The 14,181-nt window shown below is 65.1% G+C and carries 12 protein-coding genes; 5 read left to right on the forward strand and 7 right to left on the reverse strand.

Features of this window, described 5'->3' with window-relative positions; all coding sequences use genetic code 11:
• Positions 1–23: 23 nt before the first annotated feature.
• The 3 genes from ACJRW5_RS15880 to ACJRW5_RS15890 all read right to left on the reverse strand — a co-directional run bounded on the left by ACJRW5_RS15880 (position 24) and on the right by ACJRW5_RS15890 (position 3,355).
• Positions 24–917 (reverse strand): helix-turn-helix transcriptional regulator, encoded by an 894-nt coding sequence (locus ACJRW5_RS15880; protein ID WP_484571469.1) that lies wholly within the window; start codon positions 915–917, stop codon positions 24–26.
• Positions 918–1,075: 158 nt separating this feature from the next.
• A complete protein-coding gene (locus ACJRW5_RS15885; protein WP_484571470.1) occupies positions 1,076–1,819 on the reverse strand; it encodes an SDR family oxidoreductase in 744 nt (247 codons plus the stop codon).
• A 57-nt stretch (positions 1,820–1,876) separates the two neighbouring features.
• Complete coding sequence (locus ACJRW5_RS15890) at positions 1,877–3,355, reverse strand: DASS family sodium-coupled anion symporter (protein ID WP_484571471.1); 1,479 nt, start codon at positions 3,353–3,355, stop codon at positions 1,877–1,879.
• 209 nt (positions 3,356–3,564) lie between these two features.
• Between ACJRW5_RS15890 and ACJRW5_RS15895 the strand changes: the two genes are divergently transcribed.
• The gene (locus tag ACJRW5_RS15895; protein WP_484571472.1) at positions 3,565–5,007 is read left to right on the forward strand and encodes a SulP family inorganic anion transporter; all 1,443 of its coding nucleotides are present in this window, start codon (positions 3,565–3,567) and stop codon (positions 5,005–5,007) included.
• Between the two features lie 18 nt (positions 5,008–5,025).
• On the opposite strand, the gene ACJRW5_RS15900 is transcribed toward ACJRW5_RS15895, so the two are convergent.
• The 4 genes from ACJRW5_RS15900 to trpB all read right to left on the reverse strand — a co-directional run bounded on the left by ACJRW5_RS15900 (position 5,026) and on the right by trpB (position 8,834).
• On the reverse strand, positions 5,026–5,520 hold the full coding sequence (locus ACJRW5_RS15900; RefSeq protein WP_484571473.1) for a PIN domain-containing protein: 495 nt from the start codon (positions 5,518–5,520) through the stop codon (positions 5,026–5,028).
• Positions 5,501–6,568, reverse strand: a complete 1,068-nt coding sequence (locus ACJRW5_RS15905) for a helix-turn-helix domain-containing protein (RefSeq protein WP_484571474.1) — start codon at positions 6,566–6,568, stop codon at positions 5,501–5,503. Before ACJRW5_RS15905 ends, ACJRW5_RS15900 begins: the two co-directional genes overlap by 20 nt.
• 248 nt (positions 6,569–6,816) lie before the next feature.
• Entirely contained in the window at positions 6,817–7,626 is an 810-nt protein-coding gene (trpA, locus tag ACJRW5_RS15910; protein ID WP_484571475.1) for a tryptophan synthase subunit alpha, read from the reverse strand.
• Positions 7,623–8,834, reverse strand: a complete 1,212-nt coding sequence (gene trpB / locus ACJRW5_RS15915; RefSeq protein WP_484571476.1) for a tryptophan synthase subunit beta — start codon at positions 8,832–8,834, stop codon at positions 7,623–7,625. Before trpB ends, trpA begins: the two co-directional genes overlap by 4 nt.
• A 123-nt stretch (positions 8,835–8,957) precedes the next feature.
• On the opposite strand from trpB, the gene ACJRW5_RS15920 reads away from it, so the two are divergent.
• From ACJRW5_RS15920 to ACJRW5_RS15935, 4 genes are all read left to right on the forward strand, one after another.
• Positions 8,958–9,845, forward strand: coding sequence for a LysR family transcriptional regulator (locus ACJRW5_RS15920; RefSeq protein ID WP_484571477.1), 888 nt, complete (start codon positions 8,958–8,960; stop codon positions 9,843–9,845).
• A gap of 103 nt (positions 9,846–9,948) precedes the next feature.
• The gene (locus ACJRW5_RS15925; RefSeq protein ID WP_484571478.1) at positions 9,949–10,470 is read left to right on the forward strand and encodes an RNA polymerase sigma factor; all 522 of its coding nucleotides are present in this window, start codon (positions 9,949–9,951) and stop codon (positions 10,468–10,470) included.
• The gene (locus ACJRW5_RS15930; RefSeq protein ID WP_484571479.1) at positions 10,467–11,390 is read left to right on the forward strand and encodes a FecR family protein; all 924 of its coding nucleotides are present in this window, start codon (positions 10,467–10,469) and stop codon (positions 11,388–11,390) included. The genes ACJRW5_RS15925 and ACJRW5_RS15930 overlap by 4 nt, the downstream gene beginning before the upstream one ends.
• A gap of 376 nt (positions 11,391–11,766) precedes the next feature.
• A complete protein-coding gene (locus tag ACJRW5_RS15935) occupies positions 11,767–14,178 on the forward strand; it encodes a TonB-dependent receptor (RefSeq protein ID WP_484571480.1) in 2,412 nt (803 codons plus the stop codon).
• The last annotated feature ends 3 nt before the right edge of the window (positions 14,179–14,181 follow it).

Here is a 14,181-nt window from a genome sequence, read left to right on the forward strand (position 1 = left end):
GGTCCGGTTGGTGTCGTGCGCAGCTACGTGAGCTTGCGGGGAGACACTCCGAAATGCTGTCGGTACGCCGTGGCGAAATTGCTGGCGTGGCGATAGCCCACATAGTGAGCCGCGTCTTGCACGCGCCACCCCTGCGCGAGGTAATGCCTGGCAAGTTCCATGCGCCGCTGACGCAGGTAGCCCATGACGCTCAGGCCATAGGCATGCTGGAACTTGTGGCGCAGAGCGCTGGGGCTCATGCATGCAAGTTGCGCCAGTTCATTCAGGCTGTGATCGGCTCCAGGCTCCTGATGCAGGTAGTCGCGAACCCGCTTCAACAGGGACCGGTCACGTGGATTGAGCGAGGGCCCATTGCGCTCATCTTTACCGATGGCGTTCAGACCATGCGCCAGAAGTTGCAGTGCCAGGCCTTCGCTCAGGAGTCGCTGCAGACAACCCTGCGACTGCTCGCAGGCCAGGGCTCGTAGCTCCTGCTGCAAGTTCGCAGGGACGCTCCAGAGTTCTGTGTAGGTGCTGCGGCGCTGAAGGTTGGACTGTAGCTGGTCTGCCAGATAGTCGTCTGCCAGATCCTCGATGCTGCCAATGGACAGATTGAGGCCGTGCAGGTTGTCGTGGGCGTGGTGCCGGGCTGTCTGACTGGGCCTGTCCTGGCTCAACAGGATCACGCCCTGGCCAGGGGTGAGGGTGATTGAGGTGGAGCCGGCGAGCTGGGCCTGTCCTTCCTGCAAGACGACCATGGTGAGGTTGGGAGACGTGCATGACTGGGCCTGGTAACTCTGAAAGGTTTGCACCCGAGAGGTAACAAGCGTCATGCCCAGGCTGGTTTCCTGCTCGTTGATGTAGCCCTGCATCACGCACGGATTCTCGTCGTGCGGTGTGCCAAGCAGGCTGTAGTGCACCTGATGACGCCGGCCCAACTGGTGGAGATCTTCCAGCGAATACAAGCAAGGGGCGGGTTGGGGCTGAACCAAGAGAGTCACACGCGATCAGTCAAAGCGCAGATAATATCATTGCTTCTCATTTGCGAGTTTAGATGTGTCGCTGCAACTCTCGGCTGAGTTCCCTGCGTCCGGAGCTAACGCCCACCGGCGATATCGATCAGCGCGCCGGTGGTATAGCTGGCCTGGTCATCGAGCAGCCAGACGATGGCTTCGGCGACCTCTTCGGCACGCCCGGCACGCCCCAGCGGCGTGGATTTGCCGAGGCGTTCGGCGCGATCCGGCTGGCCGCCGCTGGCGTGGATTTCGGTGTCGATCAGCCCGGGTCGCACGGCATTGACCCGTACGCCCTCACCACCCAGCTCCTTGGCCAGGCCGCGGGTCAGTACATCCATGGCGCCCTTGGCACCGGCATAGTCGACGTACTCGAATGGCGAGCCGAGGCTGGCGGCCACCGATGACACCAGCACCATCGAGCCACCCTCGCCGCCGCGACTTCTGGCCATGCGCCGGGCGCCTTCGCGGGCAGTGAGATAGCTGCCCAGCACGTTGACCTCGAACATGCGCCGCAGCCGCTCGCCGCTCATCTCCAGCAGCGGCATGGGCGGAGCGACGATACCGGCGTTGACCACCAGCCCATGCAGCGGGCCGAGTGCGTCCATGGCCTCGAAAAGGCGCAGTACATCGTCCTCGACGGCCACGTCGCCTGGCAGCGCAATGGCCTGCCCGCCCATGGCTTCTATCTGTGCCACCACACTCTCGGCTGCGGCGCGGTCAGTGCGGTAATTCACCCCTACGCGCCAGCCGCGCTCGGCGGCCAGCAAGGCAGTGGCGCGGCCGATGCCACGGCTGGCACCGGTAATCAGCAGGTTCTTGCTCATCGGTTCGGGCTCCCTGTAGGCGTTGCGCCTCAGGGTGCCCGCTTTCCGTCGTCTGCGCTACATCCAGCCCAGCCAACGCCACCAGGTCAGGGCGAATACCAGCATCAGCACATAGCCGATCACTGTCAGCCAGATACCGGTGCGCAGAAACTGGCGCGAGGTGAAGGTATCGGTGCCGATGCACACCATGTTCTGTGGCGCGTTGATCGGCAGCAGAAAGCCGAAGCTGACCACGTAGCCCAGCAGCATGCTCATGCCCAGTGGATTGACTCCTTCGCCCAACTGCAGCAGCAGGGCAATCATGATCGGCAACATGGCCGAGGTCAGCGCCGTGGCACTGGCGAAACCCAGGTGGATAAGGATCAGGAACAGGCTGAGCACGGCGAACACCCAGAACGGTGACAGGCCATCCATGCCCAGGTAGGTCACCATCAGTTTGGCCAGCCAGGCGCCAGCGCCGGTACTGAGAATGGCGCCACCGAGGCTGATACCGACGCCGAAGACGATCACCGTACCCCATGGAATGCGCGGCTGCGCCTGCTTCCAGCTCATCACCCCGAGCCCTGGCATCAGCAGGGCGGCCAGGCCCACCAGGGTGGTAGAAGCGGTGTCGAATTCGTGCAGTTTGCCCTCGGTGGCCCAGAAGCCCAGCAGCGTCAGAACGATGGCCAGCAGCTTGCGTTCATCGCCGGTCATCGGCCCCAGCTCGCTCAGCGCCTTGCGTACGGCCTCTTTGCCGCCTTCGATGCGGTCGGTTTCCGGTGGCATGACGCGCAGGATCACCCAGTACAGCACCGCCGACATCAGCAGGCTCCAGGGTGCGCCGGCGATCAGCCAGTCGGTCCAGGTCACCGATTCGCCGAGCAGCTTCTGCATGAAGCCGGCTGTGAGCAGGTTCTGCGCGGCCGAGGTCTGGATGCCGACGTTCCAGATACTGGTGGCCTGTGCCACCAGGATCATGATGCCGCCGGCAAAGGCCGAGCGTTTGTCCACACCGAAGGCAGCGATCACGCCCATCATGATCGGCACCACGCAGGCCACCCGCGCTGTGGCGCTGGGCACGATGAAGCTGAGCAGGATGGTCACCACGATGGCGCCGAGCAGCACGCGGTGAGTGCTGGCGCCGACCTTCGACAAGGTCACCAGGGCGATGCGCTTGTCCAGACCGGTCTGGGTCATCGCTGCGGCGATGAACAAGGCCGCCGCCACCAGCGCCAGGGCCGAGCTGGCAAAGCCGCCGAGCGCCATGCTCAGTGCGTTGCGCGTGCCGATCAGCGTCTGCGGGTCGCTCAGGCTCGGCGCGCTGCCCAGCAGAAAGGCCATCAGCGCCATGATCATGATGGCGCTGACCTCGTAGCTGACTGCCTCGCTGATCCATACGATCACGGCGAAGGCGAGGATCGCCAGCATGTACTGACCGGCCAGTGGCAGCCCGGCCTGCTCCGGCAGGAAGACGATGGCCAGCCCGGCGAGCACAGCCAGCAACAGCCCCCAGGGCAGGCGGAAGGGTGAATCGGATGCAGTGGTTGCAGACATGGTCGCGAGGCTCCGGCGAATGACTTGCCTGCACTATGAGCGTCTAGCACGGGCCTTGCATTGCTTCGTGTCAGTGTTGCGCATGACCGCAACGGCCAATTTCCGGCTGGACGACCGCGCTGGCAGGCGACCTGAGACCTGCCCCCGCGCATGACGGCGACTACCTCAGGGGTTACCATGCGTGCCCTTTTTTGCCTGTTCGCCTTGCCATGAAACCCGTTTCCCTACGCGCCGACCTGCTGGCCGGTCTGACGTCTTCCTTTGCGCTGGTGCCCGAGTGCATCGCCTTCGCCCTTGTCGCCCAGCTCAATCCGCTGATGGGCCTGTATGGCGCCTTTATCATTTGCACCCTCACCGCCCTGTTCGGCGGTCGTCCGGGGATGATCTCCGGCGCCGCCGGCTCGATGGCCGTGGTGATCGTCGCCCTGGTGGTGCAGCACGGCGTGCAGTACCTGCTGGCCACGGTGCTGCTCGGCGGTGTGCTGATGATCCTGTTCGGCCTGCTGCGCCTGGGCAAGCTGGTGCGCATGGTGCCGCACCCGGTGATGCTCGGTTTCGTCAACGGCCTGGCCATCGTCATCGCCATGTCGCAGCTGGAGCACTTCCATACCCAGGACGGCTGGCTGCAGGGCACGCCGCTGTACTGGATGATCGGCCTGGTGGCGCTGACCATGGCCGTGGTCTACCTGCTGCCGAAGGTGACCAGTGCAGTACCGCCGGCGCTGGTGGCGATCCTCGGCATCGGCCTGCTGGTGTACCTGCTCGACCTGCCCACGCGCACCCTCGGCGACATGGCGCACATCGCCGGCGGCCTGCCGCAGTTCGCCCTGCCGGACGTCCCGTGGAACCTGGAAACCCTGCAGATCATCGCCCCTTACGCGGTGCTGATGGCGTTGGTCGGCCTGCTGGAAACCCTGCTGACCCTCAACCTCACCGACGAGATCACCCAGAGCCGCGGCATGACCAACCGCGAGTGCGTCGCCCTCGGCGCCGCCAACATGGTGTCCGGTGCGTTCGGCGGCATGGGCGGCTGCGCGATGATCGGCCAGACCGTGATCAACCTCAGCTCCGGTGGCCGTGGCCGCCTGTCCGGGGTGGTGGCCGGCGTGATGATCCTGCTCTTCGTGCTGTTCCTCTCGCCGCTGATCGAGCTGATTCCGCTGGCCGCGCTGGTCGGGGTGATGTTCGTGGTGGCCCAGCAGACTTTCGCCTGGGGCTCGCTGCGCGTCGCCGGCAAGGTGCCGGCCAATGATGTGCTGGTGATCATCGCCGTCACCGCCATCACCGTCGCCACCGACCTGGCCACCGCCGTGCTCTGTGGCATCGTCATCGCCGCGCTCAACTTCGCCTGGCAGCACGCCCGCGAGCTGTACGCCGACAGCGACCTGCAGGCCGACGGCAGCAAGCTGTACCGCGCCCACGGCACGCTGTTCTTCGCCTCCTGCACGACCTTCCTCAACCAGTTCGACCCGGCCGAAGACCCGCAGCAGGTCACGCTGGACTGCAGCCACCTGAGCTTCGTCGACTACTCGGCCATCGCCGCGCTGAAGACCCTGCGCGATCGCTACGAGCGCGCCGGTAAACATCTTCGTGTGGTGCACTTGTCCGAGCGCTGCAAGCAGTTGCTCAAGCGCGCTGGGGCAGGTGAGTAAAATCTTCACCCAAGGAGCCTATGGTCGCTCCGGAGGCCATTCATCCAGACGCTGCAGTGCGTTGTCCCAGGGCAACCTGCGGGCATTGGCGCGCATGCGTAGATAGGCATTCCGTGCCCGCTCAATAGAGATGAGGTCGTGATGAATCATCTCTTCCACCAACCAAATCGTTCCCATAACCACTACGGCTTCTGCCGCGGCTACCCTACGCAAAGCTTGATCACCGGAGAGCAAGGGGCAGCTCTGCTGCTTGGCCAGTGCTAGAGCGAAACAGTCGTTACGACTAGGCCCATTCACACGCTGGATCAGCTCAAAGGCATATACCATCGCTTGGGACTCTAACTCTCCGAGGAGTAGCCCCATATCCGGTAAATAAGCATGCTGAGCTTCTAGCTCTTCAGCAAAGAGAATGTCAGGCACACTAAACTGGTAGGGCAGCTGGAAGAGCAGTTCGAGAAGCTCTCCTTCCTCCAAGTCAATCAGGATATTGGCATCACTGATTAACAGTTGCATCCAAAGACTCCAGTTTACGTGCTTGGTGGAACTGGAATACCGAGATGCCTAGCAGCTCAGCAGCTTTGGATTCTCCAACAATTCCCTCACCCAAGGCACGGTATACCAGCTGTTGGAATAACAGCGTGTTCTCCGGACGATAAGGGTCACCAGGCTCTTTTTTTCGCCATCCCTGGGTAGCGAACACCATGAAGAGACGATGCCGCACATTCTCAGGAATGATCGCCAAGTCAGCGGCACGATAGAGGCAGCTTTGCATGCTCAAACCATACTCAATCTTCAGCAGATAAAGCTCTCGAATCTCCAGCATATGACGCTTGGTGCCGAGCTGCTGGCGCATCGCACAGGCGGGAAGCAGAAAAGCAGAAGCGAATCGATGACAGGCTTTCTCTTCATCAATCCCCTCCGCCAAACGCTCGTGCAGCAATAGATGTCCAAGCTCATGGGCCAGAGTGAAACGCTGTCGATCTCCTGGCCAGTTTGCAGAGACCACGATTACGGGCTTGCCTGCGACAGTAGCTTGGAGCCCGTCGAATTTTGCCTGCACGTCGACTTGGGTGATGATCACTAAGATGCCATGTGACTCTAGAACATCGATTAGATCTGGGATTGGATTGAGTCCAAGGCTCCAGGATGCTCGGACTTGATCTGCAACTTCATCGATCTGATCCATCGATTGAATTTTGGCTGGCAGCCCTTCTGGAACAGAAAACTGCCGCTGAGGAAACTCTGGCCATAGGTTAGCCAGCTCTTGCCAGCGCTCTGCTTGATCTAGGACATCGGCTTCGATTCGTTTGAGAGTGCCTACGGGAGTACTGGAGCGCTTGCGATACTCTACGCCTTTAAGCTCGATCTTGAAGGGCCGAAAAAAATACTCAGTGCGCACCGCGAGCGCTTTGCTAAGGCCCAGCAGGGTGCTGGAGCCGGGCATGCTTTTGTCATGCTCATACTTCTTGATCATGTTGGCGCTCACACCAACCAGCAGCCCAAGCTCTTGCATCGACAAGCCGGCAGCAGCGCGTGCTCGCTTCAGGCGCTCACCTATCATCGTGCGCTCCTTGGTTTATAAATTTAATAAAGTTGAATAAATTGTAAACCTGGAAGGAAATTTCGTCGAGTTGGGGCGCATGGGCTAGCTAGAGCGCTTCTGCCTAGTGCCACACACACTAGGTATTAAATGGACAATACCAGTCCATAATTGGCGCTAACGTGCTTTATAACGATTTGCAAACTATCTAACTGAAGCCGCTGACAGAACACTCTGCCAGCGGCTTTTTGTCTTGCCGGACAACTTATTCAGCGACGCGCGCCGCGTACCCCTTCGGCCAGTTCGCGGCACAGGGTCAGCACGCCGTTGATGGCTTCATCCGGCGAGCTGGCCTGGGCGATCTTGTCGATCAGCGCCGAGCCGACCACTGCACCTTCAGCGCGCTTGGCCACTTCGGCGGCGTGCTCGGGGGTGCGGATGCCGAAGCCGATGCACACGGGCAGGTCGGTGTGGCGGCGCAGGCGCGCCACGGCTTCTTCGACGTGATCCATGGTCGCCGCGCCGGCGCCGGTCACGCCGGCTACCGAGACGTAGTAGACGAAGCCGGAGCTGCCGTTGAGCACGGTGGGCAGGCGCGCGTCGTCGGTAGTCGGGGTGGTCAGGCGGATGAAGTCGATGCCGGCGGCCTGGGCCGGGTCGCACAGCTCGTCGTTGTGCTCCGGCGGCAGGTCGACCACGATCAGGCCATCGACGCCGGCGGCCTTGGCATCGGCGATGAAGCGCTCGACGCCGTAGCAGAAGATCGGGTTGTAGTAGCCCATCAGCACCAGCGGCGTGCTCTGGTTGCCGGTGCGGAACTCGCGGACCATCTGCAGGGTTTTCACCATGTTCTGCTTGCCGTCCAGCGCGCGGATGTTGGCCAGCTGGATGGCCGGGCCGTCGGCCATCGGGTCGGTGAACGGCATGCCCAGTTCGATCACGTCAGCACCGGCGTCCGGCAGGCCCTTGAGAATCTCCAGCGAGGTGGCGTAGTCCGGGTCGCCGGCGGTGACGAAGGTGACCAGCGCGGCGCGGTTTTCCGCCTTCAACTCGGCGAAACGGTTCTGCAGGCGGCTCATGCGTGTTTCTCCTGTTCGCCCATGTGGTGCATCACGGTTTGCATGTCCTTGTCGCCACGACCGGACAGGTTGATCACCATCAGGTGATCCTTGGGCAGCCCGGGCGCGCGCTTGAAGGCTTCGGCCAGGGCGTGGGACGACTCCAGCGCCGGGATGATGCCTTCCAGGCGGCAGCAATGGTGGAAGGCTTCCAGTGCTTCGTCATCGCTGATCGGCACGTATTCGACCCGTTTGATCTCGTGCAACCAGGCGTGCTCGGGGCCGACGCCGGGGTAGTCGAGACCGGCGGAGATCGAGTGGGCGTCGGTGATCTGGCCGTCCTCGTCCTGTAGCAGGAAGGTGCGGTTGCCGTGCAGCACGCCCGGCGCACCGCCGGCCATGCTCGCCGCGTGCTTGCCGGTGTCGACGCCGTGACCGGCCGCCTCGACGCCGACGATCTGCACGCCGGCATCATCGAGGAACGGGTGAAACAGGCCGATGGCGTTGGAGCCGCCGCCGATGCAGGCGACCAGCGAGTCGGGCAGACGGCCTTCCTTCTCCTGCATCTGCTCGCGCACTTCGTTGCCGATCACCGACTGGAAGTCGCGGACCATTTCCGGGTACGGGTGCGGGCCGGCAGCGGTGCCGATCAGGTAGAAGGTGTTGTGCACGTTGGTGACCCAGTCGCGCAGCGCTTCGTTCATCGCGTCCTTCAGGGTGCCGGTGCCGGCGGTGACCGGGATCACCTCGGCGCCGAGCAGCTTCATGCGGAAGACGTTGGCCTGCTGGCGGTCGATGTCGGTGGTGCCCATGTACACCACGCACTGCATGCCGAAGCGCGCGGCCACGGTGGCGGTGGCCACGCCGTGCATGCCGGCGCCGGTCTCGGCAATGATGCGTTGTTTGCCCATGCGCTTGGCCAGCAGGATCTGGCCGATGCAGTTGTTGATCTTGTGCGCGCCGGTGTGGTTGAGGTCTTCGCGCTTGAGGAAGATCTTCGCCCCGCCGAAGTGCTCGGTCAGCCGCTCGGCGAAGTACAGCGGGCTGGCGCGGCCGATGTAGTCGCGCTGGAAGTAGGCCAGCTCGGCGAGGAAGGCCGGATCGTCCTTGGCCTTCTCGTACTCGGCGGCCAGCGAATTGATCAGCGGCATCAGGGTTTCGGCGACGAACTGGCCGCCGAAGCGACCGAACAGGCCGCGGCTGTCGGGACCATTACGCAGTGAAGTCATGGAACACTCTCCTCGGGATTCTGCCTGTAGGAGCCAGACTCCTACGCGATGAGTCCACCCTAACCGCATGCAGCCGGGAAAAAAAGCGATAAGATCGCCGCAATACGTCAGGAAAACTCACCAATGAAGAGCAACCTGCCTCCCCTCAATGCACTGCGCGCGTTCGAAGCCGTGGCCCGCCTCGGCAGCCTGAAGCTGGCGGCAGCCGAGCTGAATGTCACCCATGGGGCGATCAGCCGGCAGTTGCGGCTGCTCGAAGAACAGCTCGGGGTGAGCCTGCTGGCCAAGGACGGGCGCGGCGTAAAACTCACCGATGCCGGCCTGCGTCTGCGTGATGCCGCCGGCGAGGCCTTCGAGCGCCTGCGCAGCACCTGCGCCGAGCTGCGCCGCGAGGCCGGCGAGCGGCCGTTCGTGCTCGGCTGCCCGGGCAGCCTGCTGGCGCGCTGGTTCATTCCACGGCTGGACCGGCTGCAGCGCGAGCTGCCGGAACTCAACCTGCAGCTGTCGGCCAGCGAGGGCGAGCTGGACCCGCGCCGCCCCGGCATCGACGCCACCCTGCTGTTCGCCGAGGCGCCGTGGCCTGCCGACATGCAGGTGTTCGAGCTGGCCGCCGAACGCATCGGCCCGGTGCTCAGCCCGCGTTACGCGCGCCACGCCGCGCTGGCCGGGCAGCCGCCGGCGGCGCTGCTCGGCGAGCCGCTGCTGCACACCACCTCACGCCCGCAGGCCTGGCCGCAATGGGCGCGCGCGCAGGCGTTGCCGCCTGAGCAACTGAAACGGGGGCAGGGCTTCGAGCACCTCTACTACCTGCTGGAAGCAGCCGCCGCCGGCCTCGGCGTGGCCATCGCACCGCAACTGCTGGTGGCCGACGACCTGGCCGCCGGCCGCCTCAGCGCGCCCTGGGGCTTTATCGACACGCCGGCGCACCTGGCTCTGTGGGCGCGCCCCGGCGACAACCGCAGCGAACGCCTGGCGCAGTGGCTGCGGCGTGAACTGCAGGGTGCGGGCTGAGCCCGACAGCTCAATGGTGATAAGTATTCGCAATTGCATGTATGCTTGCCGGCCCCGTTCAACCTCCGCCACCTGGTCGGTCTTCGAGAGACCCGCGATTTACATGCGCCGCCGCTTCTCCTCGCCGTTGCTGAAGAGCTTCCAGACCCACTATGCGGATCTGCTGCGCTTTCTTGCGCGGCGCCTCGGTGACTCCCAGCGCGCCGCCGATGTGGCGCAGGACACCTGGCTGCGCCTGGCTCATCAGGACGACGACGAAGCGGTGCGCGACCCGCGCGCCTATGTGTTCCGCGTGGCCGGCAACCTGGCCATCGACAACCTGCGCCGCGATCAGCGCCTGGCCGAGCAGCAGGACGACGGCGAGGTGCTGGAGCAGCTCAGTGATCCGCTGGCCGAGCCGGAGTCGCGCCTGCTCGCCCAGGAAGACCTGGCCCGCCTCGACGCCGCGCTGGCCAGCCTGCCGGCCAAGGCGCGCGAGGCGCTGCTGCTCAACCGCCTGGACGGCCTCACCTACGCGCAGATCGCCACGCGCCTGGGCGTCTCCGAGAGCATGGTCGGCAAGTACCTGATTCAGGCCATGCGCCATTGCCGGCAGTGGCGCAGCGAGCAGGAGGCCGAGGCATGAGCGAGCTCGACGAGCAGGCCAGCGAACGCCTGCTGCGTCTGCATGCCGGCGGCGACCAGGCCGCGGCCCGTGCCGAGTGGCAGCGCTGGCGCCAGCAGAGCCTGGCCCACGCCCGCGCCGCACGCGAGGCCGAGGCGCTGTGGGCGGCGCTGGAGCACACCGCCGCCGCGCGCGGCCATGTTCAGCGCCGCCAGCAGCCCCGTCGCTGGCGCCTGCCGGCCATGGCCGCGGTGCTCTGCCTGGGCCTGCTGCTGACCCTGCTCGGCCGCCCGCAACTGCTGGAAAACCTCGGCGCCGATTACCACACCGGCGTCGGCGAGCGGCGCCTGATCGAGCTGGAAGACGGCAGCCGGGTCTGGCTCAACAGCGACAGCGCGCTGTCGGTGCACTACTCGGCGCAAGGCCGCGACCTGCAACTGCAACGCGGCCAGGCGCTGTTCGAGGTGGCCAAGGATGCGCAGCGGCCGTTCGTGGTGCAGGCGGCTGACGGGCAGATCCGCGCGGTCGGCACCCGCTTCGATGTCGCCCGCCGCGGCGAGCGGGTGCAGGTGGAGGTCAGCGAAGGTGTGGTGCAGGTGCGCAACGGCGCGACGCCGGGCGTGCAGGTCGACGCCGGCCACTGGCTCGACTACCGCCAGCAGCAGGCGCCCGGGCCACTGCAGCCGCTGGACCTGAGCAACGCCAGCGCCTGGCAGCGCGGCAAGCTGATCTTCAACCAGCGCCCGCTCGGCGAGGTGCTGGCCGAACTGGAGCGCTACCTGCCGGGACGCATCCTGATCGAGGACGCCGCCCTCAGGGAGCGGCGCATCAGCGGCGTGGTCGACCTCGACCACCCCGAAGCCCTGCTCAACAACCTCGAACGCCTGCAGCCACTGCGCATCACCCGCCTGCCCTGGCTGGTGCTGGTGCAGCCGCGCTAAGCCTGGGCGGGCGCACCCCGCCACCATGCAGCACGTGCCTCGCCCATTGGTGGACAAGCAAAGCGTTGTCCACCCTGCCCATGCCCCGCACCACGCTTCCACCAAAACAGACGCCACAGCCCGCGCCCTGACTGGCATGCAAACCCGCACAGGCGGGTCCACCCCGCCATCGCACAGAACATGCCTCGCCCGCTGGTGGTTGATCCCGACGCATGCCCCCCGCGGCCAATACCGGGGGCCGGCAACGCTCTCCCATCCCCCCGGCAAAAATAATTTTCATCCGCCACTGCAGGATCGCGGCAGGTGTTTCGTCGTAGAGGTGAACGCGACTTATTCCCAAATAACGACAACTGCCACACGACACGGATAACCCTTCATGCGCCACCCCGTTTCCGCCCTGCACCGCGCCATCGCCTTTGCCACTCTGCTCGGCACTGCCTGGCCGCTGGCCCAGGCTGCCGAGCCACTGCGTTACGACCTGCACATCAGCGCCAGCGATCTGGATGGCGCCATGACCCAGTTCGCCGATCAGGCCGGGCTGCACCTGCTGTTCAATTCCGGCGATCTGCAGGGGCTGGCCAATCCCGGCCTGGAGGGCAGCTTCACCGCCCGCGAGGCGCTGCAGCGCCTGCTCGACGGCAGCGGCGTGACATGGAGCTTCACCGACGAAGACACCGTGCTGCTGCAACGCGGCGCCGCGCCGGCGCCCAGCGCCGAGGCGCAGAGCAACCGCGAGCGGGTACGCCTGGACGCCATGCAGATCCAGGTGGCATCGCGCACACCGACGCAGATCAGCAACATCCCCGGCACCGTCTGGGTGGTCGAGCAGAAGCAGCTGCGCGAACAGCTCGACACCGGCGTGACCCTCAAGGAAGCCCTCGGCAAGCTGGTGCCGGGCCTCGATCTGGCGCCGGAAGGGCGCACCAACTACGGCCAGAACATGCGCGGCCGCGATGTGCTGGTGATGATCGACGGCGTCAGCCAGAACAGCTCGCGCGGCCTGTCGCGGCAGTTCGACAGCATCGCCCCGTTCAACGTCGAGCGCGTCGAAGTGCTCTCCGGCGCCAGCGCCCTGTACGGCGGCGGCGCCACCGGCGGCATCATCAACATCGTCACGCGCAAGGGCGAGGCCGGCCCGGCGCGCTTTCACAGCAGCGCCAGCCTGACCAGCGGCTTCAACAACAGCGACGACCTGAGCACCCGCCTGGCGCAGTCGGTGAGCGGCGGCAACGAGCGCGTGCATGGCCGCATTGGCGTCTCGGTGGAGAAGAACGAGGCCTTCTACGATGCCGACGGCGATCAGGTGTTCATCGACAACACCCAGACCGACCTGCAGTACAACCGCGCCGTGGACATCCTCGGCAACCTCAGCGCACGCCTCGACGACACCCAGTCGCTCGACCTGCTGGCGCAGTACTACGACTCCGGCAACGACGGCAGCACCGGCATCTACTTCCCCAACCTGAATGCCAACGCGCCCTCGGACCTCAACGACGCCGAGATCCGCAACGGCCTCGACGCCGACCTCAAGCCGCGCACCCGGCGCACCCTGATCAACGCCAGCTACCGCAACAGCGACCTGCTCGGCCAGGACTTCTACCTGCAGGGCTACTACCGCCGCGAGAACAACAACTTCCACCCCTTCCCCTACTACAACGCCGGCAACCCGCCGGGCAGCAACGGCATCTACTTCGCCGGCTCGCAGCAGAACTTCGAGGTCAGCGGCCTCAAGGGCGTGTTCAGCAAGCAGTGGGAGCGCCTCAAGCTGACCTACGGCCTGGACCTCGACCACGAGCGCTTCAACGCCACGCAGAAGATCTTCGACGCCCAGCGCTCCTCGGACAGCGGCGGCCTGCAGCTGGAAACCCAGAGCAGCGGCGCGCGCTACCCCGGCTACGTGGTCGACGGGCTGTCCGCCTATGCCCAGCTCGACTGGCAGGTGACCGAGCACCTGAGCCTGTCCGCCGGCGCCCGCCAGCAGCACATGGACGTCGACGTCAGCGACTTCCGCGGCGTACCCGGCGGCAGCAACGACTACGAGGTCGGCCTGTACAATGCCGGCGCGCTGTATGACTTCGGCAACGGCCATCAGCTGTGGAGCAACTACAGCGAAGGCTTCGAGCTGGCCGACCCGGCCAAGTACTTCGGCCGCGCCGGCATCTCCGTGGCCGACAACCCGCTGGCCGGGATCAAGAGCCGTCAGGTGGAGCTCGGCTGGCGCTTCAGCGATGCCTACTGGCAGGCGCAGGCGGCGTTCTACTACATCTGGTCGGACAAGGTGATCAACACCGACAGCGCCACCCTGACCATCAACGTCGACGAGCAGAAGAGCCGCGACGTCGGCTTCGAGGCAGCGCTGAGCCGCGACTTCGACAGCGGCTGGCAGGCCGGCACCACCCTGCACCTGGTGCGCTCCGAGGAGCAGGACGATGACGGCGACTGGATCAAGCGCGACGCCCGGTACGCCTCGCTGTCCAAGACCACCGCGTTCGTCGGCTGGAGCGACGAGCAGCGCAGCCTGCGCCTGCAGGGCAACCACGCCATGGACCTGAGCGACGACGCCGGCCACCGCATCGAGGGCTACACCACCTTCGACCTCAGCGCCCGCCAGCAGACCGCGTTCGGCACCTTCAGCGCCGGCATCCAGAACCTCCTGGACAAGCGCTACAGCACCGTCTGGGGCCAGCGCGCCGCGCTGTTCTACTCGCCGGCCTACGGCCCTGCCTACCTGTACGACTACCAGGGCCGCGGCCGCACCCTGACCCTGGGTTACGAAGTGCAGTTCTGATCC

This window comes from Pseudomonas pichavaramensis (assembly GCF_050473265.1).
In the GTDB taxonomy this organism is placed as follows: Bacteria; Pseudomonadota; Gammaproteobacteria; order Pseudomonadales; family Pseudomonadaceae; genus Aquipseudomonas.